General features: G+C 71.9%; 19 protein-coding genes. 14 read left to right on the plus strand and 5 right to left on the minus strand.

The window, feature by feature from the left end:
• The first annotated feature begins 52 nt into the window (after positions 1 to 52).
• From ACSMXX_RS17660 to ACSMXX_RS17695, 8 genes are all read left to right on the plus strand, one after another.
• Positions 53 to 820 carry a response regulator transcription factor gene (locus tag ACSMXX_RS17660; protein WP_473179659.1) on the plus strand — a complete coding sequence of 256 codons (768 nt, stop codon included), beginning with the start codon at positions 53 to 55 and terminating at the stop codon, positions 818 to 820.
• 59 nt (positions 821 to 879) lie between these two features.
• A complete protein-coding gene (locus ACSMXX_RS17665; RefSeq protein ID WP_473184833.1) occupies positions 880 to 2343 on the plus strand; it encodes a HAMP domain-containing sensor histidine kinase in 1464 nt (487 codons plus the stop codon).
• Between the two features lie 158 nt (positions 2344 to 2501).
• A complete protein-coding gene (locus tag ACSMXX_RS17670; RefSeq protein ID WP_473179660.1) occupies positions 2502 to 3227 on the plus strand; it encodes an NADPH-dependent FMN reductase in 726 nt (241 codons plus the stop codon).
• A 104-nt stretch (positions 3228 to 3331) separates the two neighbouring features.
• Entirely contained in the window at positions 3332 to 4237 is a 906-nt protein-coding gene (mshD, locus tag ACSMXX_RS17675) for a mycothiol synthase (protein WP_473179661.1), read from the plus strand.
• Positions 4238 to 4487: 250 nt separating this feature from the next.
• Positions 4488 to 6824 carry an RNA degradosome polyphosphate kinase gene (locus tag ACSMXX_RS17680; protein ID WP_473179662.1) on the plus strand — a complete coding sequence of 779 codons (2337 nt, stop codon included), beginning with the start codon at positions 4488 to 4490 and terminating at the stop codon, positions 6822 to 6824.
• A 148-nt stretch (positions 6825 to 6972) separates the two neighbouring features.
• Complete coding sequence (locus ACSMXX_RS17685; protein ID WP_473179663.1) at positions 6973 to 8097, plus strand: CHAD domain-containing protein; 1125 nt, start codon at positions 6973 to 6975, stop codon at positions 8095 to 8097.
• A gap of 115 nt (positions 8098 to 8212) precedes the next feature.
• Positions 8213 to 8665, plus strand: coding sequence for an Hsp20/alpha crystallin family protein (locus ACSMXX_RS17690; RefSeq protein WP_473184834.1), 453 nt, complete (start codon positions 8213 to 8215; stop codon positions 8663 to 8665).
• A gap of 123 nt (positions 8666 to 8788) precedes the next feature.
• Positions 8789 to 9187 carry a DUF2267 domain-containing protein gene (locus ACSMXX_RS17695; RefSeq protein WP_473179664.1) on the plus strand — a complete coding sequence of 133 codons (399 nt, stop codon included), beginning with the start codon at positions 8789 to 8791 and terminating at the stop codon, positions 9185 to 9187.
• A gap of 183 nt (positions 9188 to 9370) precedes the next feature.
• On the opposite strand, the gene ACSMXX_RS17700 is transcribed toward ACSMXX_RS17695, so the two are convergent.
• Positions 9371 to 10237 (minus strand): class I SAM-dependent methyltransferase, encoded by an 867-nt coding sequence (locus tag ACSMXX_RS17700; RefSeq protein WP_473179665.1) that lies wholly within the window; start codon positions 10235 to 10237, stop codon positions 9371 to 9373.
• Positions 10238 to 10637: 400 nt separating this feature from the next.
• Here ACSMXX_RS17700 and mshA point away from each other — a divergent pair, with 400 nt between their 5' ends.
• Both mshA and ACSMXX_RS17710 read left to right on the plus strand, forming a co-directional pair.
• Positions 10638 to 12044, plus strand: a complete 1407-nt coding sequence (mshA, locus tag ACSMXX_RS17705; protein ID WP_473179666.1) for a D-inositol-3-phosphate glycosyltransferase — start codon at positions 10638 to 10640, stop codon at positions 12042 to 12044.
• Complete coding sequence (locus ACSMXX_RS17710) at positions 12037 to 12678, plus strand: type III secretion system chaperone family protein (protein WP_473179667.1); 642 nt, start codon at positions 12037 to 12039, stop codon at positions 12676 to 12678. Before mshA ends, ACSMXX_RS17710 begins: the two co-directional genes overlap by 8 nt.
• Before the next feature lie 133 nt (positions 12679 to 12811).
• On the opposite strand, the gene ACSMXX_RS17715 is transcribed toward ACSMXX_RS17710, so the two are convergent.
• On the minus strand, positions 12812 to 13279 hold the full coding sequence (locus ACSMXX_RS17715; RefSeq protein WP_473179668.1) for a hypothetical protein: 468 nt from the start codon (positions 13277 to 13279) through the stop codon (positions 12812 to 12814).
• A gap of 273 nt (positions 13280 to 13552) precedes the next feature.
• Entirely contained in the window at positions 13553 to 14638 is a 1086-nt protein-coding gene (locus ACSMXX_RS17720) for an extracellular catalytic domain type 1 short-chain-length polyhydroxyalkanoate depolymerase (RefSeq protein WP_473179669.1), read from the minus strand.
• Positions 14639 to 14793: 155 nt separating this feature from the next.
• Between ACSMXX_RS17720 and ACSMXX_RS17725 the strand changes: the two genes are divergently transcribed.
• Positions 14794 to 15603: a 3-hydroxybutyrate dehydrogenase gene (locus tag ACSMXX_RS17725; RefSeq protein ID WP_473179670.1), complete on the plus strand. Its 810-nt coding sequence runs from the start codon at positions 14794 to 14796 to the stop codon at positions 15601 to 15603.
• A 324-nt stretch (positions 15604 to 15927) separates the two neighbouring features.
• A complete protein-coding gene (locus ACSMXX_RS17730) occupies positions 15928 to 17829 on the plus strand; it encodes a helix-turn-helix domain-containing protein (RefSeq protein ID WP_473179671.1) in 1902 nt (633 codons plus the stop codon).
• Here the strand turns inward: ACSMXX_RS17730 and ACSMXX_RS17735 are convergent.
• The gene (locus ACSMXX_RS17735; RefSeq protein ID WP_473179672.1) at positions 17791 to 19278 is read right to left on the minus strand and encodes an MFS transporter; all 1488 of its coding nucleotides are present in this window, start codon (positions 19276 to 19278) and stop codon (positions 17791 to 17793) included. The genes ACSMXX_RS17730 and ACSMXX_RS17735 overlap by 39 nt on opposite strands.
• A 122-nt stretch (positions 19279 to 19400) precedes the next feature.
• On the opposite strand from ACSMXX_RS17735, the gene ACSMXX_RS17740 reads away from it, so the two are divergent.
• On the plus strand, positions 19401 to 20159 hold the full coding sequence (locus ACSMXX_RS17740) for a phosphoglyceromutase (protein WP_473179673.1): 759 nt from the start codon (positions 19401 to 19403) through the stop codon (positions 20157 to 20159).
• A 207-nt stretch (positions 20160 to 20366) separates the two neighbouring features.
• Complete coding sequence (locus ACSMXX_RS17745) at positions 20367 to 20657, plus strand: hypothetical protein (protein ID WP_473179674.1); 291 nt, start codon at positions 20367 to 20369, stop codon at positions 20655 to 20657.
• 412 nt (positions 20658 to 21069) lie between these two features.
• On the opposite strand, the gene phoU is transcribed toward ACSMXX_RS17745, so the two are convergent.
• Positions 21070 to 21771, minus strand: coding sequence for a phosphate signaling complex protein PhoU (gene phoU, locus ACSMXX_RS17750; protein WP_473179675.1), 702 nt, complete (start codon positions 21769 to 21771; stop codon positions 21070 to 21072).
• Positions 21772 to 21780 lie beyond the last annotated feature (9 nt).

Raw genomic sequence — 21780 nt, forward strand, 5'->3', positions numbered from 1 at the left:
TGTGACACGCCTGACACCTCGGCCGCCCGGACACGATGCGAGGCTTGGGCTCATGGTGGCCATGAAGGTGCTGATCGTCGACGACGAGCCCGCCGTCCGGGACGCGCTGCGCCGCAGCCTCACCTTCGAGGGGTACGGGACCGAACTCGCCGAGGACGGCCTCGACGCCCTGGAGAAGACCGCGTCGTACGAGCCGGATCTGATCCTCCTCGACGTGCTGATGCCGGGCATGGACGGGCTGACCGTCGCCCGCCGCCTGCGCGAGGCGGGCAGGCGTCTGCCGATCCTGATGCTGACCGCCCGTGACACGGTCGGTGACCGCGTCACGGGCCTGGACGCGGGTGCCGACGACTACCTCGTGAAGCCGTTCGAGCTGGACGAGCTGCTGGCGCGCATACGGGCTCTGCTGCGGCGCACCTCGTACGCACAGGAGCAGGCGTCGGGCGCGGGCACCGGCGACGGCGACGCCGCGGCCCGTGGCGCGGGCGCCGCCGCGTCGGGAGGCCCCGGCACGGACTCCCTCGCCTTCGGCGATCTGCGCATGGACCTCGGCACGATGGAGGTGACCAGGGGCGCGCGCACGGTGGAGCTGAGCCGCACCGAGTACATGCTGCTGGAGATGTTCCTCTCGCACCCGCGCCAGGTGCTCACGCGTGAGCAGATCCTCAAGGCCGTCTGGGGCTTCGACTTCGAGCCTTCGTCCAACTCCCTGGACGTGTACGTGATGTATCTGCGCCGCAAGACCGAGGCGGGCGGTGAGGCGCGCCTCGTGCACACGGTGCGCGGCGTCGGCTACGTGCTCAAGGACGACGCGGCGTGAAGCTGCCGCGCGTGCCCGGCTTCCGGCACCGCGTCCCGCGGGAGGAGAGCGCGGGGCGCGTGGAGCCGCTGCTTCGCCGGCGGCGCCTGCGGGCACCCGCGCTGCGCTCGCGGCTGGCCCTGCTGGCGGCCGTGACGGTGGCGCTCGCGGTGGCGGCGTGCGCGACGGCCTGCTGGTTCCTCGTACGGGCACAGCTGATCGGTTCGCTGGACGAGTCGCTGCGCAACAACAGCCGCGTCGACCCCAGCTTCGTCGTCGGGCAGCTCAGCTCGGGCCAGTGCTCGCCGGCGGACGAGCGCGCCCCGAACCCCTTCGACGCGACGGTCCAGGTCGTCGACCGGCACGGCAAGAGCTGCGTCATCGTCGGCAGCAGGCTGGGGGTCTCGCCGAGCGACGAACGTGTGGCCGAACAACGCCAGGCCGAGGCGGTGCACACCTCCCGCAGCGAGGACGGCTCCGGCACCGACTACCGGGTGCTGACCACACCCGTCGAGGGCACGGACGTCGCCGTCTCGGTGGCCCGGCCGCTTACCGAGACCGACAGGTCGCTGCGGAACCTCGCCCTGATCCTGGTGCTGGTCGGCGGTACGGGCGTCCTCGCGGCGGCGGGTGCGGGCGTGGTGCTCGCACGGGCGGGGCTGCGGCCGGTGGACCGGCTCACCGGCGCCGTCGAGCACATCGCCCGTACGGAGGACCTCGGCGTGAGCATCCCCGCCGAGGGGGACGACGAGATCGCCCGTCTCTCCCGTTCGTTCAACTCGATGACCGAGGCGCTGGCCTCTTCCCGCGAGCTCCAGAAGCAGCTGATCGCCGACGCGGGGCACGAGCTGCGCACTCCGCTGACCTCGCTCCGTACGAACATCGAACTGCTCGTACGGAGCGAGGAGACGGGGCGTTCGCTGCCGGGGGAGGACCGGCGGGCGCTGCTGGAGTCGGTCAGGGCGCAGATGAGCGAACTCTCGGCGCTCGTCGGGGACTTGCAGGAGCTGTCGCGCGAGATGCCGCCGACCGGCGGGCCGCTTGCGGGCATCTCGCTGCACGACATCACCGAGCGGGCGGTGGAGCGGGTGCGGCTGCGCAGCGGCGGCATCACGGTCACGGTGCGGACGGAGCCCTGGTACGTGCGGGGTGAGCCGGCAGCACTGGAGCGTGCCGTGGTCAACCTGCTGGACAACGCGATGAAGTTCAGCCCGGAGGGGGGCGTGGTCGAGGCGGCGCTGAGCGGCGGGGTCCTGCGGGTGCGCGATCACGGGCCGGGGATCGACGAGCACGAACTGCCGTACGTCTTCGACCGGTTCTGGCGCTCGCCGTCCGCGCGGAGGCTGCCGGGGTCGGGGCTGGGGCTGTCCATCGTGGCCCGTACGGTGCGGCAGTCGGGCGGCGAGGTGGCCCTGGAGCCTGCGGACGGCGGGGGCACGGTGGCGGTGCTGAGCCTGCCGGGTTCGCGGGAGCCGGAACCCGAGCGCGAGCCGGAGACGGAGCCGGAATCGGAACCGGAGGCCGGGTCCGAGGATGAGCCGTAGGGGGAGCAGAAGGCCGGGCCGGGCGACGGCACGGAACCCGGTCGGGGGAGAGAAGCTTGACTTCAACTTAACTTCATGTCCGAGCCTGGGGTCAGCCACCGAGGCAGCCGCACGCCGCACAGCGTGCGTAACGCCGCCGCGACCGAGGAGAGCACCCCATGAGCACAGCCGGAACGACCAGCACCGCGAACACGCGGAACAGCCAGAACAGCCAGAGCGCGCCGGACACGCAGCACGCGCCGGACACGCAGAACGCGCCGGACACGCAGAGCACGCAGAACTCGCCGGGCCTCCTGCGCCTCGCCGTCATCGTCGGCAGCGTCCGGGAGGGCCGGTTCGGGCCGGTGGTCTCGGCCTGGTTCGCCCAAGAGGCACGGAAGCACGGCGCCTACGACGTCGACGTCATCGATCTGGCCGAGGCCGGACATGAACTCCCGGTCGCCTTCCCGGAGTTCGGCAGGCCCCTGCCGCCCGCGGTGAAGGACGCGCACGGCGGCCTCTCCCGGCGGCTGGAGGCCGCCGACGCCTTCGTGATCGTCACCCCCGAGTACAACCACAGCTTCCCGGCACCTCTGAAGAACACCATCGACTGGTTCCGCGACGAGTGGCAGGCCAAGCCCGCCGGCTTCGTCTCGTACGGCGGCATGGCCGGCGGGCAGCGGGCCGTCGAGCATCTGCGGCAGGTCTTCGCCGAACTGCACGCGGTCACGGTCCGGGAGACGCTCAGCTTCCACATGGCCTGGGAGCGCTTCGACGAGAGCGGCCGCCCCCGGGACGAGAAGAGCAGCGCGGCCGCCGCCAAGGGGATGCTGCGCCAACTGGAGTGGTGGGGCAGCGCGCTGCGTGACGCACGCGCGAAGTCCCCGTACGGCTCCGCCGCTTGAGAACCGCCCGCGGCCGCCCCTGTCGCGAACCACGGGCGCTCGCCGCCGGGTTCGCGACGGGCGGGGAGGTGGAGCGCCGCCCACGTCTCGTAAGGTCGTGTCCCATGAGCGACGTGGTGGTAGTGGATGAGGCGTCGGCCGAGGTCGTACGGGACGTGCAGTTGCTGATCGACGAGTCGGCCCGTACGGACGGGCAGTCCCCTCTCTCCGAGCAGGGCCGGCTCCAGCTGCGCGGCGGCCGGCGGCCCGGTGTACGGCATCTTCTGCTGCGGCAGGACGGCGATCTCGTCGGCTACGCACAGCTCGAGGACACCGACCCCGTCGAGCCGCCCACCGGTGAGCTGTCCGTGCACCCTTCGCACCGCGGACGCGGCTACGGGCGGCAGCTCGGGCAGGCGCTGCTGAAGGAGTCCGGCAAGCGGCTGCGCGTGTGGGCGCACGGCGGCCACCCCGCGGCGCGGCACCTCGCGCAGGTGCTCGGGCTCAGCCTCTTCCGCGAACTGCGCCAGATGCGGCGGCCGTTGACGGAGGGACAGCCTCCTGCGCTGCCCGAACCGGTGCTTCCGGAGGGCGTGACCGTGCGTACGTTCCGCCCCGGTGAGGACGACGCCGCCTGGCTGGCGCTGAACGCCTCCTCCTTCGCACACCACCCCGAGCAGGGCAGCCTCACCCAGCGCGACCTGGACGACAGGAAGGCGGAGCCCTGGTTCGACCCGTACGGCTTCTTCCTCGCGGAGCGGGACGGCGTTCTGACCGGCTTCCACTGGACGAAGGTGCACAGCGCGGAGCAGCTCGGTGAGGTGTATGTGCTGGGCGTCGCCCCCGAGGCGCAGGGCAGCGGTCTGGGCAAGGCCCTCACGGCGATCGGCCTGCGCCACCTGGAGCGTGACCGGGGGCTGCCCACGGCGATGCTCTACGTCGACGCGGACAACTTCGCGGCGGTGAGCGTCTATGAGCGGCTGGGATTCACGACGTACGAGACGGACCTGATGTACCGCACGGAGAGCTGACGCCCGCCGCCCGGACCCACTGTCCGCCGGTGGCGTCCGCAGGCTGCCGCCCGGCCGCGGTCCGGCCGCCGGCGGGGGCCTGTACTGAGGCCCGTACTACGGAAGACGTGCCGGTGGTCCGCCGCTCGCCCGGTGGCCATGTGTGCGTAACCGCTGATTAAGACGAGCTTGTGAGCATCACGGAATGCAACTCCCCGCTCGTCGCTTCCGTGCCCCTGGCGCTGTCACCCGCGCGGGGAACAATGGGGCCATGAGCGAGCCCACCTCGCGTGCCGCATCCGCATCCCCCACCCCGTTCGATCCCCATCACGACCCCGACGACGACGCCCGTCACGACGATGCCCGTCACGACGTGGCCGGTCACGACGCGGCCCGTCACGACGTCGCGTACGCCGTACCGCCCGCGGTGCCCACCGACCGCTCCGGCGGCGGCACGGTGCCCGACCTGGACCGGGATCTCGACTCCGACCCCGACATCGCGGCGGACGCGCTCTCCGCCGAGGGCGCACCTGACGATCTTCCCCTGGACCGCTTCCTCGACCGCGAGCGCAGCTGGCTCGCCTTCAACGAGCGCGTGCTGGAGCTCGCCGAGGACGAGGACGCGCCGCTGCTGGAGCGCGCCAACTTCCTCGCGATCTTCGCCAGCAACCTGGACGAGTTCTTCATGGTCCGCGTCGCCGGCCTCAAGCGCCGCATCGCGACCGGCGTCGCCACCCGCTCCGCTTCCGGGCTGCAGCCGCGCGAGGCGCTGGAGCAGATCTGGTCGCGCTCGCGCGAGCTGATGGCGCGGCACGCGGACTGCTACCAGCGGGACATCTCCCCGGCGCTCGCCGCGGAGGGCCTGCACCTGATCCGCTGGGACGGGCTGACCGAGAAGGAGCAGGCCCGGCTCTTCACCCTCTTCCGGCAGCGGATCTATCCGGTGCTGACGCCGCTGGCGGTCGACCCGGCCCACCCCTTCCCGTACATCTCGGGGCTCTCGCTCAACCTCGCCGTCGTCGTGCGCAATCCGGTCACCGGGCACCAGCACTTCGCGCGTGTGAAGGTCCCGCCGCTGCTGGCGCGCTTCCTGGAGGCGTCGCCGCAGCGGTACGTCCCCGTCGAGGACGTCATCGCCGCGCACCTGGAGGAGCTGTTCCCGGGCATGGAGGTGCTGGGACACCACATGTTCCGGGTGACGCGCAACGAGGACCTGGAGGTCGAGGAGGACGACGTCGAGAACCTCCTCCAGGCCCTGGAGAAGGAGCTGCTGCGCCGCCGCTTCGGCCCTCCGGTGCGCCTTGAGGTCGAGGAGTCGATCGACCCGTACGTGCTGGACCTGCTGGTGCGCGAGCTGAACGTCTCGGAGGCCGAGGTCTATCCGCTGCCGGGGCCGCTGGACCTGACGGGGCTGTCCGGGATCGTCCCCGCCCTGGACAGGCCGGACCTGAAGTACCCGAAGTTCGTGGCGGGCACGCAGCGCGGGCTGGCGCAAGTGGAGTCCGCCCAGCCGCCGGACATCTTCGCCGCGCTGCGCGAGCGCGACGTACTGCTGCACCACCCCTACGACTCCTTCTCCACCTCCGTGCAGGCGTTCCTGGAGCAGGCGGCGGCGGACCCCGACGTACTGGCGATCAAACAGACGCTCTACCGCACCTCCGGTGACTCGCCGATCGTCGACGCCCTGATAGACGCCGCCGAGTCGGGAAAGCAGGTGCTGGTGCTCGTCGAGATCAAGGCACGCTTCGACGAGCAGGCCAACATCAAGTGGGCGCGGAAGCTGGAGGAGTCCGGGTGCCACGTCGTGCACGGCCTCGTAGGGCTCAAGACGCACGGCAAGTTCTCGCTGGTGGTGCGGCAGGAGGGCGAGACGCTGGTCCGCTACGCGCACGTCGGCACCGGCAACTACCACCCGAAGACGGCACGTCTGTACGAGGACCTGGGGCTGCTCACCGCGGACCAGCAGGTCGGCGCGGACCTCTCCGACCTCTTCAACCGGCTCTCCGGCTACTCACGGCGCGAGTCCTACCGGCGGCTGCTCGTCGCCCCCACCTCGCTGCGGGACGGACTGGTCTCGCGCATCCACCGGGAGATACGCCGCCACCGGGCGGGAGATCCGGCGTACGTGCGCTTCAAGGTCAACTCCATAGTCGACGAGACCGTCATCGACGCGCTCTACCGGGCCTCGCGCGCAGGAGTGCCCGTGGACCTGTGGGTCCGCGGAATCTGCGCGCTGCGACCGGGAGTCGAGGGCCTGAGCGAGACGGTGCGGGTGCGCAGCATCCTCGGACGGTTTCTGGAGCACTCGCGGATCTTCGCGTTCGGGAACGGCGGCGACCCGGAGGTGTGGCTCGGCAGCGCGGACATGATGCACCGCAACCTGGACCGCCGCATCGAGGCGCTCGTGCGGGTGCCCGACCCCGCACACCGGGCCACCCTGGCGAGGCTGCTGGAGACCGGAATGGCAGACGACACGGCCTCCTGGCACCTGGGCCCGGACGGGGAGTGGACGCGGCACGCACACGACGCGGAGGGACAGCCGCTGCGCAACATCCAGGAATCGCTGATCGAGGGCCGCAGGCGGCGGCGCGGGCCTGCGCCCGGCTGAGGGGCCTGCAGGGCCTGCGGGGCCTGCGGGGCCTGCGGGGCCGGGGCCGACAGGCCGGGCGGGCCGGGCGGGTGTGCAGGGCGGCAGGACGTGCAGGTTACGGAGTTTCGGAGTTACGGAGCGACGGGGTGATGGGGGTGACGGAGCCGTGAGGGGACGAGCGGGCGGGCTCGCCGGGCCCACCGGTCCCGCCGGGTCGGCGGCCGCACTGGAGACGGCGGACGCCGCCGAGGTGCTCAGCGGGTGTCTGCACACCTGGGCTGCCGACTTCCTGCGCAGCCTGCGCATGCACGAGGAGAGCGCGGGCAGCGCACAGACCGCGCCGGCGGCGGCCGAGGCGGTACGTCAGCTTCGCGCCGCGTCCCGGCGGATCGGCTCCGCCCTCCTCACCTACCGCCCGCTCGTGGACGCCGCCTGGGCGGACGAGCTGAGCGGCGAGCTGCGCCGACTCTCCGGCACGCTGGCCCGCGAGTACCGCTGCGGCGCGCGTCAGGCCCGGCTGCTCGCCGCGCTGCACCGGCTCGCGGTGGAGGGCGTCGGCGGCGACCGTGCGGCGGCGCTGCTGGAGCGGCAGCACACGCTGGCGCGCAGCAGGGCGCATTCCGCCGCGCTGGAGACGCTGGTCTCCTCCCGCTTCCACGCCGTCGCGGACGCGGTGGCCGTACTGGCCTACGAGGTGCCTCTCGCCCCGGACGCGCCACGGGGACGGGCGGGTGCGGTGCTCGTACCGCTGGCGGAGCGGGCGCATGAACGTCTCGTGGGCGCCGTCGAGGCGCTGCCCCGGACGGGGCGGATCCCGGCGGCGCCGGACGGGCGGGGCGGCCACGACGTGCAGAGCAGGCAGGACGCGGCCTGGTTCGAGGTGCGGATACTGCTGCGGCACCACCGGTACGCGCAGGAGGTGCTGTACGCGGCCGGGGCGGCGCCGCCTGCGGGTGGCGGCCCGGCCGCCGGTCCGGGCGCGGAGCCGGGAGCGGGCCCCGGAGCGGGCCCGGGCGGTGAAAGGGGCGCGGGCACGCGGGAAGCGGACGGTCCGGCGCAGCAGCTCACGGCGGCGAGCACCGCGCTCGACCGGCACCGCGACGCGGTGGAGGCGGCCGAGGCGGCGGCCACTGCCGCCCGCACGCCCCGTATCGCCCCCGCCACCGCGTACGCGCTCGGTGTGCTGCACGCCGGGCAGCGCCAGGAGGCGGAGGCGGCGCGGCAGGAGTTCCGCAAGCTGTGGCAGCAGGTGGTGAGCGACAAGCGCGAGGCAGCAGGACAGGCCCTTTGAACTGGGAAGACAACTGTAGTTGAGTGTGAGTTTGTCAACTTTCCTCGCCCTGGTGTATATAAGAAAGCACAGGGCATCGGACGGAAGTGCCGTCCATGGAAGGAGATGAACCGTGATGCTCATGCGCACCGACCCGTTCCGGGAGTTCGACCGCCTCAGCCAGCAGGCCTTCGGGACGCAGGCACGGCCCGCGGCCATGCCGATGGAGGCGTACCGCTCCGGCGACGAATTCGTGATCCACTTCGATCTGCCGGGGGTCGCCCCCGAGAGCATCGACCTGGACGTCGAGCGGAACGTACTCACCGTCCACGCAGAGCGGCGTTCGCCCGCCCCCGAGGATGCGGAGCTGATCGCAGCGGAGCGTCCCGCGGGCACGTTCAGCCGTCAGCTCATCCTCGGCGAAACCCTGGATGCCGACCGGATCGACGCCGCCTACGACGCCGGCGTACTGACCCTCCGCATCCCGGTGGCAGAGCAGGCGAAGCCCCGCAAGATCGAGATCAGCGGAGGAGTGGGGTCTTCCCGCCGGGAGGCAGGGGACCGGCCCGACAGGCAGCTCACCGGCTGACAGCCGGCGCTCCTGTGACATTCCCCTCTCCCGCACATTCCCGCACATTTTCTGGCCGCTCTCCGGGAACCACGGAGAGCGGCCACTCAGGTCAGCCGCAGAAACGGAAAGGGACGGACAGGTATGCAGTGGAACGAACTCGTGACCCGGGTCCGTGAGTACGGCCGCTATGCGACGGACGCGGAGACGAAGCAGGTCATCCGGGTTGTTCTCTCGGCCCTCGGTGGCCACCTGACGAACGGCGTCCGCGAGCGCGTCGCCGGGCGGCTGCCCGCGACGGCCGCCGAGACGCTGAGGTACCAGCTGCCCGTGACGAAGGCGCTGACGGCCGCCGAGTTCGTGGAGGCCGCCGCCCGCCGTCTCGACGGTGCGACGTCCGCCACGGCCCGCTGGGACGTCAGCTCGGTGCTGGCGGTGCTGGCAGAGGTGTGCGGCGACGACCTGACCGACCAGGTTCTCGCCGATCTCCCCGAGGGGTACGCCCTGCTCTTCGGGCGTGGTCAGCTGCTGCGCGCGGCCTGAGGGGGCGCGGGCTGAGGGGGATGTCGGCTGAGGGGCAGCCGGGGGCGCAGCGCACGGCTGACAGATTTCGTCATCTGTTATCTGTCAGCCGTTATCCGTGATCCGTTTTCCGCTATCGGTTACTCGTCAGCCGTCAGCCGTCAGCCGTCAGCCGTCAGCCGCCGATCGCCCATCTGCCTGCCGTCAGCCGCCGCGCGGGGCGAGGGCATGCCAGTTCACAGTGACCTCGCCCTGCCGCCAGCGGTGCGGCCCTCCCGTCACCGGCCAGTCCACGGACAGTGCCCGCACCGCCCGTATCCAGCGCTGCCGCGCACTCAGCGCACCGTACGGCGCCGCCGTCGCCCAGGCGCGGTCGAAGTCGTGGAGAAACGCGTGCACGGGCTCGCCCGGGACGTTGCGGTGGATGAGCGCCTTGGGCAGCCGCTCGGCCAGGTCGGACGGCGCCGTGAGCGAACCCAGCCGGGCGGCGAAGGTGACCGTACGGGGCCCCTCGGGGCCCAGCGCCACCCACACATGGCGGCGTCCGATCTCGTCGCAGGTGCCGTCGACCAGCAGCCCGTCCGGTGCGGCGAGCCGCCCGCACAGGCGGGCCCACACCGGGGCGACCTCCGCCTCGTCGTACTGACGCAGCACGTTGGCGGCGCGGATCAGTACGGGTCGCACACCGCCCGGCAGCGGTACCTCGAAGCCGCCGTGCAGGAAGGTCAGACCGTCACGTTCGTACGGGAGCGCGGCCGCGACCCGCTCGGGATCGATCTCGACACCGGCCACCCGCACGTCCGTACGGACCTTCCGCAGCCGCTGCAGCAGCTCGACGGCCGTCCAGGGCGCGGCCCCGAAGCCGAGGTCGACGGCGAGCGGGGGCCGGGGGTCCCGCCCGGGCTGCGGGCTCAGGGGGAGCGAGCGGCGCAACGCCGGCGCGTGTACGGCGGCTATCCAACGGTCCATGCGGCGCAGCCGGTTGGGGCCGGTGGTCCCGCGCGTCACGTTCCCCACCGGGCGGGAACGCGGTCCGTTCACAGCGGGGCGGGAAGGGGAACCGGCGGTCATGTCACGAGCGTAGGGCGTGCTTCGCGCATCCCACCCGCCTCCCGACGGGCCACGGGCCGAAGGGGGTCGGGGAAGCGCGCCGAAGGAGCTTCCGGAAACGGACCACGGAGCCCGGGAGCCCGCCCGAGGAGGCAACAGGGCCGCGGGCCCTTGTCACGATTCGGCAAAGCCGAAATGGGAACCAGCTCCTCCGGTGTTCACGGTTGCAGGGCTCAGGCTCTGCGTCCGCATGCCCGAAGCCCGGCATGCCCGCAGCGCAGACGTACCCGCATCGACAACAGCAAGCGGCGTCCATGGCAGTCATGGCAGCCACGACAGACAGCTGTGACAACCACGACAGCCATGGCACCGCACCCCACCTGCACCACGGCAGGCACTCCACACGAGGAGGCAACAGCCCGTGAGCCAGTACATGGCGCGGCTCGGCCAGCTCCGCACCATCCCCCGGGGCCTGCGGCCCGGGCGGAGCCCCCTGCCCCAGCAGCAGCAGCGGCCGCGGCTGAGGCTCGGCCCCGCGCGCCGGCCCCGCAGGGTGGCCATGCTGAGCGTGCACACCTCCCCGCTGCACCAGCCGGGGACCGGGGACGCGGGCGGGATGAACGTCTACATCGTCGAGCTCGCCAAGCAGCTCGCCGCCCACGGCACCCAGGTGGAGATCTTCACGCGCGCTACCGCCGCGGCGCTGCCGCCCAGCGTCGAGCTGGCCCCCGGTGTGCTCGTACGGCACATCGACGCGGGCCCCTACGAGGGCCTGGCGAAGGAGGAACTGCCCGCGCAGCTCTGCGCGTTCACACACGGCGTGATGCAGGCCTGGGCCGGGCACCGGCCGGGCCACTACGACCTGGTGCACTCCCACTACTGGCTCTCCGGACACGTCGGCTGGCTCGCCGCCCAGCGCTGGGGCGTACCGCTCGTCAACGCCATGCACACCATGGCCAAGGTGAAGAACGCCGCCCTCGCCGACGGTGACTCCCCGGAGCCGCCCGCCCGGGTCATCGGCGAGACGCAGATCGTGCGCGCCGCGGACAGGCTCATCGCCAACACGGCCGAGGAGGCGGACGAGCTGGTGCGGCACTACGAGGCGGATCCGGCGCGCACCGCCGTGGTCCACCCGGGCGTCAATCTGGAGCGCTTCCGGCCCGCCGACGGACGTGCGGCGGCCCGTGCCCGGCTCGGGCTGCCGCAGGACGCCCTGATCCCGCTCTTCGCCGGACGGATACAGCCGCTGAAGGCGCCCGACATCCTGCTGCGCGCCGCGGCGCTGCTCGTCGGTGAGGAGCCGTCGCTGCGCGGCCGTCTGCTGATCCCGGTCGTTGGCGGGCCGAGCGGGAGCGGACTCGCCAAGCCGGAGCGGCTGCACAAACTCGTGGCGAAGCTGGGTATCTCGGACATGGTGCGCTTCCATCCGCCGGTGGGGCAGGAGGAGTTGGCGGACTGGTACCGGGCAGCGAGCGTGCTCGTCATGCCCTCCTACAGCGAGTCCTTCGGGCTGGTCGCCGTCGAGGCCCAGGCGTGCGGGACGCCGGTGATCGCGGCCGCCGTGGGCGGGCTGCCGGTCGCGGTGCGGGACGAGGTCAGCGGATTCCTGGTGGACGGCCACGAGCCGCGGGCGTACGCGCGTGCGCTGCGGCGCTTCGTCACGGACGGACCGGCGGACGGCTCGCACGGCCCGGCGGACCGGATGGGCGAGGCCGCGGCACGGCACGCCGCCGGATTCGGCTGGGACGCCGCCGCGGCAGGCACCCTCGACGTCTATGCCGACGCGATGCACGACCAGCGCCGTCGCCTACGATCGGCCCATGGCTGACGCTGAGGCTCACGCGAAGGGCGCCGGAAGCGGCGCGAGCGCCGGAGGCGCAGGCAACTCCGAAGGCGCCGCCGGAGCCGTCGGAGCCGCCGAGGGCTCCGCCGAAGGCACCCCGCGCGCCGACCCCGTGCGCCGGGCCCGCAGCACCGTCGAACAGGCTCTGCGCGAGGCCGAGTTGGAGTGGGAGAGCCCCGCGGAGGGCACGTACGTCGTCACGCTTCCCGGCACCCGCAAGCTCTCCACGACCTGCTCGCTCGCCGTCGGGCGGCACTCGCTCTCCGTCAACGCCTTCGTCGTTCGCTGTCCCGACGAGAACCACGCGGCCGTGCACCGCTGGCTCCTGGAGCGCAACACCCGCCTGTACGGGGTGAGTTACGCCCTGGACAAGCTCGGCGACGTCTATCTGGCCGGCCGTCTCCCGCTGAGCGGCGTCACCACCGAGGAGGTGGACCGGCTGCTGGGAGCGGTGCTGGAGAACGCCGACGGTTCCTTCAACACCCTGCTGGAGATGGGCTTCGCGTCGGCGATCCGCCGCGAGTACGAGTGGCGCACGTCGCGTGGCGAATCGACCCGCAACCTCGACGCGTTCACGCATCTGACGGGAGGCACCCCGGACGGCGGGAAGCGGGGCTGACAGCCGGCCGGCCGTCCGGAGTGCCCCCGGGAGAACGCGAGGATCACCGGGACACCGGGATCACCGGGGGGCACAGGATCAGGGGAGATCAGCGCATCAGGGAGACCGAGGCGCACCAGGAGAGATCAGCGGATCAGGAGACCTCTCCCGTGTCCTGCTCCGAGCCCTCGACCTCGAAGGTGACGGGGCTGTTGGTCTGCTTCCCGTCCACCTCCGCCTCCAGGTCGCCGGTCTTGACCGACTCGTTCTGGGTCTGCATGTCGATCGCGCCGGAGTGGTTCTCGACCTCGTGGGCGGCGTTGTCGCCCGGACCCTGCTCGCTGACGACGCGGCCGTCGTGCATCACGTAGTAGACGTTGACGGTGACGGGGCGCCCGGAGGCCAGAGCCGTCTTGACGGCCGTGGACTCCGCCGACGCCTTGGAGGACTGCGCGGACTTCGAAGACGCCTGGGACGAGGCGGAGTTGGCGGCCTCGCCGGCCTCCGCGGTCTTGGCGGCCTTCCCGGCTTCCTGCGTTGCAGCCGAGGCCGAGGGCATGGCGACGATTCCGATGACGACCGCGATGCCGGCCGTGGCCGTCGCGCGTGCGAGGTTCCTCATCAGCTTCCCTTCTCCTCTTCCTGCGTGTACGGCGGCCGCACGGACGCGGGCGCCGGTCTCATCGTGGGAGAAGCGCGGTCGCGGCGCCTCCGCAGGAAGATCCGTGGCCCCGTCACGTACACCCGGTGTGTGCGCCCGCAGAGGCGTGAACAAGGGCCACAGGACCCGTAGATGCGCGCTCCCCCAGAGGTGTGAGCGGCCCACGTGCACGGGGTGTACGTGCAGGGCTGGCACCTCTGGGGGAGCGCTCGGGGGACGGGGAGGGACCTTCCGTCAGCCTCCCAGCCCCCAGTCCGCGGTGATGTGCTTGGTGGAGCAGATCGTGTCGAGGAAGTTCTGCCCGGCCTTGCCGCAGTCCTCGTCCGGCTTCACAGGGGTGCCGTGCGCCATCCCGTCCACCAGGTAGGTGCGTACGACGACGTCGCCGTCGCCGTTCTGGTAGTCGGAGCGGGTGGTGCCGCCCTGCAACTCCTCGGTGGCGTCGGCCTCCTGGTCGGCTCCGAGCACGTCCGTCCACTGCTTGACGGACTCCTCGGCGTTCTTCGGCACCACCTTCGTGTCACCCGTGCCGTGCCAGACCGACACTTCCGGCCGTGCGCCCGAGTGGTCGGGGGCAGCCTTCCTGGCCAGATCGCCCCACTCGGAGGCCGACTTGGAGACACCGGGGCTCATGCACGTCCACGCCTCGGCGGAGCTGTTCGCGCAGCCGTGCGGAAGGCCGGCGATGACTGCGCCGCCCTTGAAGACGTCCGGGTAGGACGCCAGCATCGAGGCCGTCATGGCGCCGCCCGCCGAGAGGCCGGTGATGAAGACGCGCGAGGGGTCGGCGTCGAGGTCGGCGACCGTCTTGTCCACCATCTGCTTGATCGACTGCGCCTCGCCCTTGTCCCGGGCGGTGTCGCCGGGCTCGAACCAGTTGAAGCACTTGATGCCGTTGTTGCCCTGTTCCTGCTGCGGCGCGACGAGGGAGAACTTGCCGGCGTCCGCGGCCTTCTGCCAGCCGGCGCCCTCGAAGTACATCGCCGCGTCCTGGTTGCAGCCGTGCAGCGCGAGGACCACGGGGCTCTTCGCGGGGAGCCCGTCGGGGGTGTAGCGGTACATGCTGAGCGCTCCGGGATTGGAGCCGAAGTCGCCGACTTTCTCAAGACCGGCCGCCTTCTCAAGACCGGCCTTCTCAGGACCGGCCGCGTCGTCCGCGGCTTCTCCGGATCGCACTTCGCCCGCGTCCACCGCCTCGGCGGCCGGGGCCGCCGCCAGGGACGTCTCCCCGGTTACGGCGGTGAGTCCTGCGGTGGTGAGCGCGGTCATCGCGACTGTCGCGGTCAATATCAGAGCGGCTTTCGAGCACGGTGCCTTCATGGCGCTCCTTCCGTGGGGGGTGTCCCGTCGGGGACGCATCGAACGGTAGGGGTGCCGAAGGCGGCGTCCGAACGTGTCGTACGTCCAGCGGTCGCCGGGCGCGAGTGTGGCGCCACCACATTGGGCGCCCACACGCACCGCCCTAGCGTTGCCGCATGACCGAGCAGCTGACACCGGGCCCCGCCGGGCCGCACTCCGTCGCCCTCGACCTGACCGGACGCACCGCGCTGGTCACCGGTGCCGCGAGCGGCATCGGCCGCGCGTGTGCTCTGAGACTGGCGGCGGCAGGGGCGAAGGTCCGGGCGGTCGACCGCGACGCCGAGGGGCTCCGTGCCCTGCAGGACGCCGAGTCCGGCGGCTCGACGCAGCCACACCCCCTCGACCTCACCGACCCGGACGGGCTGGACGCCGCCGAGGAGGCGGCGGCGGGCTCCGACATCCTCGTCAACGGCGCCGGTGCCCAACTGGTCCGTCCCATCGAGGAGTTCCCGCCCGCGGACTTCCACAGGCTGCTCACGCTGATGCTGGAGGCGCCCTTCCGGCTGGTACGCGGCGCGCTCCCGCACATGTACGAGCAGGGCTGGGGCCGGATCGTGAACATCTCCTCCGTGCACGGGCTGCGCGCCTCGCCGTACAAGTCGGCCTACGTCTCGGCCAAGCACGGCCTGGAGGGCCTGTCGAAGGTCACCGCCCTGGAGGGCGCCGAGCACGGCGTCACCTCCAACTGCGTCAGCCCCGCCTACGTCCGTACGCCCCTGGTGGAGCGGCAGATCGCCGACCAGGCCGCGGCTCACGGCATCTCCGCCGACCGGGTCGTCTCGGAGATCCTGCTGGCCGACTCCGCGCTCAAGCGGCTGCTGGAGCCCGAGGAGGTCGCCGAGTCCGTCGCCTATCTGTGCACACCGGAGGCGTCGTTCATCACCGGTGCCTCGCTTCCCCTCGACGGCGCGTGGACCGCCCACTGACCGGCCCTGGGGGTGTCGTCAAAGTCCCGTCTGGGCCGCGGGGTCTGGCACGCACACTCTCCCCCACTTCGTGGGAGGTGCCTCCAGCGTTGTCGGTCGTCGGCGCAGCCCGCTGCGCTCTCCTCCCTCCGCCTTGCGATCGCACGCACCAGACCCCGCGGCCCCCCGCCCTGCGGGCGGACGACGCTACTTTGACGACACCCCCTGGCACCGGCCCGCCCGCCGCCCGCCCCGTACGGACGGGTGCCGGCCGCCCGCCGGATATCCCCCGGCGGACCATCCGCCCCTGGCGTCACGCACCCCACCACGGGTAAGCCTGTGACCATGCCCGAAGCCCGGCCGTCCTACGCCGCCTACCTGGACCTCCTCGCCCGCAGTGCGCCCGCCGAGGAGTACGACGAACCCCTCGCCCGCGCCCGCGAGGCCGGCGCACCGCCCGGTGAGCTCGCCGCCCTGGAGAGCGGCAAGCTGCAGGCGCTGCGCATCCGGGCCGAGCTGGAGGGACGGCGGCGGCGCGAGGCCGAGCTGACCGCGCTCATCGAGACCGTGCACGACCTCGCGGGGCTGCGCGACCTGGACGACGTGCTCCGCGCCATCGTGCAGCGGGCCAGGTCGCTCCTGGGCACCGAGGTCGCGTACATGACCCTCACCGACCACGAGCGCGGCGACACCTACATGCGCGTCACCGAGGGCTCGGTCTCGGCCCGCTTCCAGCAGGTGCGCCTCGGCATGGGCGAGGGGCTCGGCGGACTCGTGGCGCAGACCGCACGCCCGTACGTCACCGACAACTACCCGGCGGACGAGCGCTTCCAGCACACCGGCCCGATCGACGCGGCCGTCGGCGAGGAGGGCCTGATCGCCATCCTCGGTGTGCCGCTGCTGCTCGGCGGGCGCGACGTCATCGGCGTCCTGTATGCGGCCGACCGTCGCGCACGCGTCTTCGAGCGCGAACAGATCGCGCTGCTCGGCTCGTTCGCGGCACACGCGGCCGTCGCCATCGACACCGCGCGGCTGCTCTCCGAGACCCGCGACGCCATGGCGGAGCTGGAGAGCGCCAACGAGACGATGGAACGCGCGAGCGACGTCCACGACCGGCTCACCGAACTGGTGCTGCGCGGCGGCGACGTGACGGACGTCGCCGCCGCGGTCTCCGAAGTGCTCGCCGGCCGCGTCGAGTTCGTCGAACCGGCGGCCGCGTCCGCCCGCCCCGCCGTGGAGCGCTCACGCAGCGCCGGATACGCCATGCGTGACGACGGCACCTGGGTCACCGCCGTCTCCGCGGGCGGCGAACTGCTGGGCGCCCTGGTGCTGCACGGGCATCCCGCCCTCGACCCCGTGGACCAGCGCACCTTCGAGCGTGCCGCAATGGTCACGTCCCTGCTGCTGCTCGCACGCCGCTCCGCGGGCGAGGCGGAACAGCGCGTACGCGGCGAACTGCTCGACGACCTCCTGGACTCCACGAGCCACGACCCGCGCCTGCTGCGCGACCGCGCGGCACGGCTCCAGGCGGACCTCGACGCGCCCCACGTACTGCTCAGCGCCCGCCTCGAAGGGCACCCCGAATGGGAGAAGAACGCCGGCGGGGAGAAGGAGGAGAGCCTGGGGAGGCAGCGCCTGTGGGCCGCCGCCTCCCACCTGGCCGCGACCCGCCACGGGCTGGCCGCCGCCAGGGACGGCGGCATCGTGCTTCTGCTGCCGCTGCCCGGCGGCGGCACCCCCTCGGGCACCGCCCAGGAGATCGCCCCCCAGCTGGGGCACTCCGCGGGCGCGCCCGTCACGGTCGGCGCCTCGGCGCCGGTGAACGCACCCGCAGCGGAGTCCGGGGCCGTGGCCGCGGCGTACCCGGAGGCGCGGCGCTGTGTGGACGCGCTGCGGCTCCTGGGACGCTCCGGACAGGGCGCCGCCGCCGAGGACTTCGGCTTCATCGGCATGCTGCTCACCGACAGCCGTGACGTCGGCAGCTTCGTACGCCGCACGCTCGGCCCCGTACTCGACTACGACGCCCGCCGCGGCACCGACCTCGTGGCCACCATGGACGCCTACTTCGCGTGCGGGATGAGCCCCGCACGCGCCAAGGACGAGCTGCACGTGCACGTCAACACCGTCGCCCAGCGCCTGGAGCGTGTGGCCAGGCTGCTGGGCGACGACTGGCAGTCCCCGGAGCGCGCCCTCGAGACGCAGCTCGCGCTACGGCTGAACCGGCTCGCGGGAGCGGTCGGCGGCTGAGGCGGACGCCTTGCCGGCTGCCGGGCCGTCGATCGCGTCGTCCTCGCCGATCTTCGTCAGGTCCCGCTTGCTGGTCTCCTTCGCACAGACGATCGCGATCACCGTGAGCAGCACCGCCGCGATCACGTACAGGGCGATCGGCGTCGAGTTGCCGTAGTCGGCGAGCAGCGCGGTGGCGATCAGCGGCGCGGGGGCACCGGCGGCCACCGACGAGAACTGCGCACCGATCGACGCGCCGGAGTAGCGCAGCCTCGTCGCGAACAACTCCGAGAAGAAGGCCGCCTGCGGCCCGTACATCGCACCGTGCAGGATCAGTCCGACCATCACCGCGAGCACGATCGCACCGAAGCTCTTGGTGTCCAGCAGCTGGAAGAACGGGAAGACCCACAGGCCGGTGCCGACTGCGCCCAGCAAGTAGACCGGCCGCCGTCCGAGCCGGTCGGAGAGCGCACCCCACATGGGGATCACGGCGAAGTGCACCGCCGAGGAGATCAGTACCGCGTTGAGCGCTGTCTGCTGGGACAGCCCCAGCTCCTTGGTGGCATAGACGAGGATGAAGGCGGTGATGACGTAGAAGGTGATGTTCTCCGCCATCCGCGCGCCCATGGCGATGAGCACGTCCTTCCAGTGGAAGCGCATCACCGCGACCAGCGGCATCTTCTCCACCTGCTTGTCCCCGCCGGACATCGCGGCCTCCGCCTTGCGGGCCTCGGCGCGGGCGCGGGCCTCCTTGAAGACCGGCGACTCGTCGACCGCCAGCCGGATCCACAGCCCGACGCCGACCAGCACACCCGAGAGCAGGAACGGCACGCGCCAGCCCCAGCTCACGAACGCCGCCTCCGACAGCACCGCCGTCATCACCGCCAGCACGGCCACGCCCAGCAACTGCCCGGCGGGCGCGCCCGTCTGCGGCCACGAGGCCCAGTAGCCGCGGCGCTTCGCGTCCCCGTGCTCGGAGACCAGCAGCACCGCGCCGCCCCATTCGCCGCCGAGCGCGAAACCCTGCACCAGGCGCAGCACCGTCAGCAGTACGGGCGCGAGCGAACCGACCGCGGCATGGCTGGGCAGCAGCCCGATCGCGAAGGTCGCACCGCCCATCATCAGCAGGCTGAGCACGAGCAGCTTCTTGCGGCCTATCCGGTCGCCGTAGTGCCCGAAGACGAGCGCCCCGATGGGGCGTGCGGCGAAGCCGACGGCGAGGGTGAGGAACGCCAGCAGCGTGCCGACCAGCGGGTCGGAGCTCGGGAAGAAGACCTTGTCGAAGACGAGGGCTGCGGCCGAACCGTAGAGGAAGAAGTCGTACCACTCGATGGTCGTGCCGACGAGGCTTGCGGCGACGACGCGCTTCAGCGACGAGGACGACGGGGACGACGGTGCCGGCGATGCCGGGGACGAGGACGCGGACGAAGGCGTCCGGCTGTTGTCAGCTGCGGAGTTCTCGGGGGTCATGGCGTGACCGTAGGGACGAACCGCCCGCCGACACATGTGCGCGGGAGCCACACCGCGATGACCGCATAGGGCCTCCGAACACACCGGCCGGACCCGCGGACACGCCCAGTAGGGTGCTCCGCATGGCCGACGCACCGTACAAGCTGATCCTCCTCCGGCACGGAGAGAGCGAGTGGAACGCGAAGAACCTGTTCACCGGCTGGGTGGACGTGAACCTCACCGAGAAGGGCGAGAAGGAGGCGGTCCGCGGCGGCGAGTTGATCAGGGACGCCGGGCTGCTCCCCGACGTGCTGCACACCTCCGTGCAGAAGCGGGCCATCCGCACCGCACAGCTCGCACTTGAGTCCGCCGACCGGCTGTGGATCCCGGTCCGCCGCTCCTGGCGGCTCAACGAACGGCACTACGGCGCCCTGCAGGGCAAGGACAAGGCACAGATCCGTGACGAGTTCGGTCAGGAGCAGTTCATGCTCTGGCGCCGCTCGTACGACACCCCGCCGCCCGAACTGCCCGACGGATCCGAGTACTCGCAGAGCGACGACCCGCGCTACGCCGCCGTCCCCAGTGAGCTGCGGCCGCGCACCGAGTGCCTCAAGGACGTCGTGGGGCGCATGCTGCCGTACTGGTTCGACGGCATCATCCCCGACCTCCTCGCCGGCCGCACCGTCCTCGTCGCCGCGCACGGCAACTCCCTGCGCGCCCTCGTCAAGCACCTCGACGGCGTCTCCGACGACGAGATCGCGGGCCTGAACATCCCCACCGGCATCCCGCTCAGCTACGAGCTGGACGCGGACTTCCGCCCGGTGAAGCGGGGTGGCACGTATCTCGACCCGGAGGCGGCGAAGGCCGCGATCGAGGCCGTGAAGAACCAGGGCAAGAAGTAGCGGTACGACTCGACGGAACGCACGACAGGACGACCGAGCCCCCTGCCCGCGGGCGCGCGCCCGCGGGCAGGGGGCTCGGTCATGCCGTGGGTCCGTGGCGCCGCTTCGTACGGCCGAGGAAATGTTGCCGCGCCGGTCCCGGCGGCAGAGGGTGAGCAGCACACCGGAACGCCGGAACGCCGGAACGTCACCTGAGGAGCTGCCGCAATGAGGATGATGCTGAGAGCCCTCTTGGACACCCAGATCTCGAACAAGACGCTCGAGAACGGCGAGATGCAGAAGCTGATCGACTCCCTCATCGACGAACTCGACCCGGAGGCGGCGTACTTCAGCCCTCACTCCGGCAGGCGCTCGTGCGTCATGGTCTTCGACATGCAGGACAGCTCGCAGCTCCCCTCCATCGTCGAGCGGCTGTTCCGGACCATGGGCGCGGAGGTGGAGATCCAGCCGGTGATGAACCGGGACGACCTCCAGAGAGGTCTGGCAGCGCTGGCGTGACCGTACCTGGCGTGACCGTACGGCCGCACAACGCGGGGAAGCTGAGGGCCCTGCCCCGTCGAACCGGGCAGGGCCCTCAGCGGCCATCGGCCGGCGGCAGCCGCAGCAGGGGCGCTCGCGCGCTCAGCCCGTCAGCCGCAGCAGCCGCCGCACTGGCAGGGCCCGCCGGACTGGCATCCGCAGCCGCAACCCGGCCCGCACCCGCACGCCCCCAGTACGTGCAGGGACGGCCGGTCCTCCGACTGCGCGGGGGACAGGGCACGATCGCTGTGATCAGCCATGACTTCCCTCCTTTTCCCTCCCCGGTCTCCTGCCCACATTCGGACCGGCTCCATGGGCGCATCAAGGGCGCGTCGTTGCACATGGCGCATCACGTCCGCAGTCCCGCGGGACCTGCCCGTGCGAACCCGCCCTAGGCGCCCTCGACCGGGGCCGTGCCGTCGCCGGCCGCCGCCGTCGCCGCGTCGATCTCGTCGGCGTAGTCGCCGGTGACCAGGTAGACCACCCGGCGCGCCACCGATACGGCGTGGTCCGCGAAGCGCTCGTAGTAACGGCCGAGCAGCGTCACGTCCACGGCCGTCTCGATGCCGTGGTGCCAGCGGTCGTCCATGAGGTGCTGGAAGAGCGTGCGGTGCAGGTCGTCCATCGCGTCGTCGTCCTGCTCCAGCTGCAGCGCCAGATCGACGTCCTTGGTGATGATCACCTCGGCGGCCTTCGCCATCAGCCGCTGCGCGAGCTGCCCCATCTCCAGCAGCGTGGCCTGCAGATCGTTCGGCACGGCCGAGTCCGGGAACCGAAGCCGCGCCACCTTCGCGACGTGCTGCGCCAGGTCGCCGGAGCGTTCCAGATCGGCGCTCATCCGCAGCGAGGTGACGACGATCCGCAGGTCGGTGGCGACGGGCTGCTGCCGCGCCAGAAGCTGGATCGCACGGGCCTCCAGATCGCGCTGGATGTCGTCGACCTTCTCGTCCGCGGCGATGACGCTCTCTGCCAGCTTCAGGTCCGCGTCAAGCATCGCCGTCGTGGCGCGGCCGATCGCAGAGCCGACGAACCGGGCCATGTCGACCAGGCTGTCGCTGATCGAGTCCAGCTCCTCGTGGTACGCGTCACGCATGGCTGTCCT

The organism is Streptomyces sp. DSM 116795 (assembly GCF_055792905.1).

What these genes read in the sequence shown, in the direction of transcription:
- ACSMXX_RS17660 (WP_473179659.1), top strand. Translation starts at nt 53, where the DNA reads ATGGTGGCCATGAAGGTGCTGATCGTCGACGACGAGCCCGCCGTCCGG.
- ACSMXX_RS17670 (WP_473179660.1), top strand. Translation starts at nt 2,502, where the DNA reads ATGAGCACAGCCGGAACGACCAGCACCGCGAACACGCGGAACAGCCAG.
- mshD (WP_473179661.1), top strand. Translation starts at nt 3,332, where the DNA reads ATGAGCGACGTGGTGGTAGTGGATGAGGCGTCGGCCGAGGTCGTACGG.
- ACSMXX_RS17680 (WP_473179662.1), top strand. Translation starts at nt 4,488, where the DNA reads ATGAGCGAGCCCACCTCGCGTGCCGCATCCGCATCCCCCACCCCGTTC.
- ACSMXX_RS17690 (WP_473184834.1), top strand. Translation starts at nt 8,213, where the DNA reads ATGCTCATGCGCACCGACCCGTTCCGGGAGTTCGACCGCCTCAGCCAG.
- ACSMXX_RS17695 (WP_473179664.1), top strand. Translation starts at nt 8,789, where the DNA reads ATGCAGTGGAACGAACTCGTGACCCGGGTCCGTGAGTACGGCCGCTAT.
- ACSMXX_RS17700 (WP_473179665.1), bottom strand. Translation starts at nt 10,237, where the DNA reads ATGACCGCCGGTTCCCCTTCCCGCCCCGCTGTGAACGGACCGCGTTCC.
- ACSMXX_RS17710 (WP_473179667.1), top strand. Translation starts at nt 12,037, where the DNA reads ATGGCTGACGCTGAGGCTCACGCGAAGGGCGCCGGAAGCGGCGCGAGC.
- ACSMXX_RS17715 (WP_473179668.1), bottom strand. Translation starts at nt 13,279, where the DNA reads ATGAGGAACCTCGCACGCGCGACGGCCACGGCCGGCATCGCGGTCGTC.
- ACSMXX_RS17720 (WP_473179669.1), bottom strand. Translation starts at nt 14,638, where the DNA reads ATGAAGGCACCGTGCTCGAAAGCCGCTCTGATATTGACCGCGACAGTC.
- ACSMXX_RS17725 (WP_473179670.1), top strand. Translation starts at nt 14,794, where the DNA reads ATGACCGAGCAGCTGACACCGGGCCCCGCCGGGCCGCACTCCGTCGCC.
- ACSMXX_RS17730 (WP_473179671.1), top strand. Translation starts at nt 15,928, where the DNA reads ATGCCCGAAGCCCGGCCGTCCTACGCCGCCTACCTGGACCTCCTCGCC.
- ACSMXX_RS17735 (WP_473179672.1), bottom strand. Translation starts at nt 19,278, where the DNA reads ATGACCCCCGAGAACTCCGCAGCTGACAACAGCCGGACGCCTTCGTCC.
- ACSMXX_RS17740 (WP_473179673.1), top strand. Translation starts at nt 19,401, where the DNA reads ATGGCCGACGCACCGTACAAGCTGATCCTCCTCCGGCACGGAGAGAGC.
- ACSMXX_RS17745 (WP_473179674.1), top strand. Translation starts at nt 20,367, where the DNA reads ATGAGGATGATGCTGAGAGCCCTCTTGGACACCCAGATCTCGAACAAG.
- phoU (WP_473179675.1), bottom strand. Translation starts at nt 21,771, where the DNA reads ATGCGTGACGCGTACCACGAGGAGCTGGACTCGATCAGCGACAGCCTG.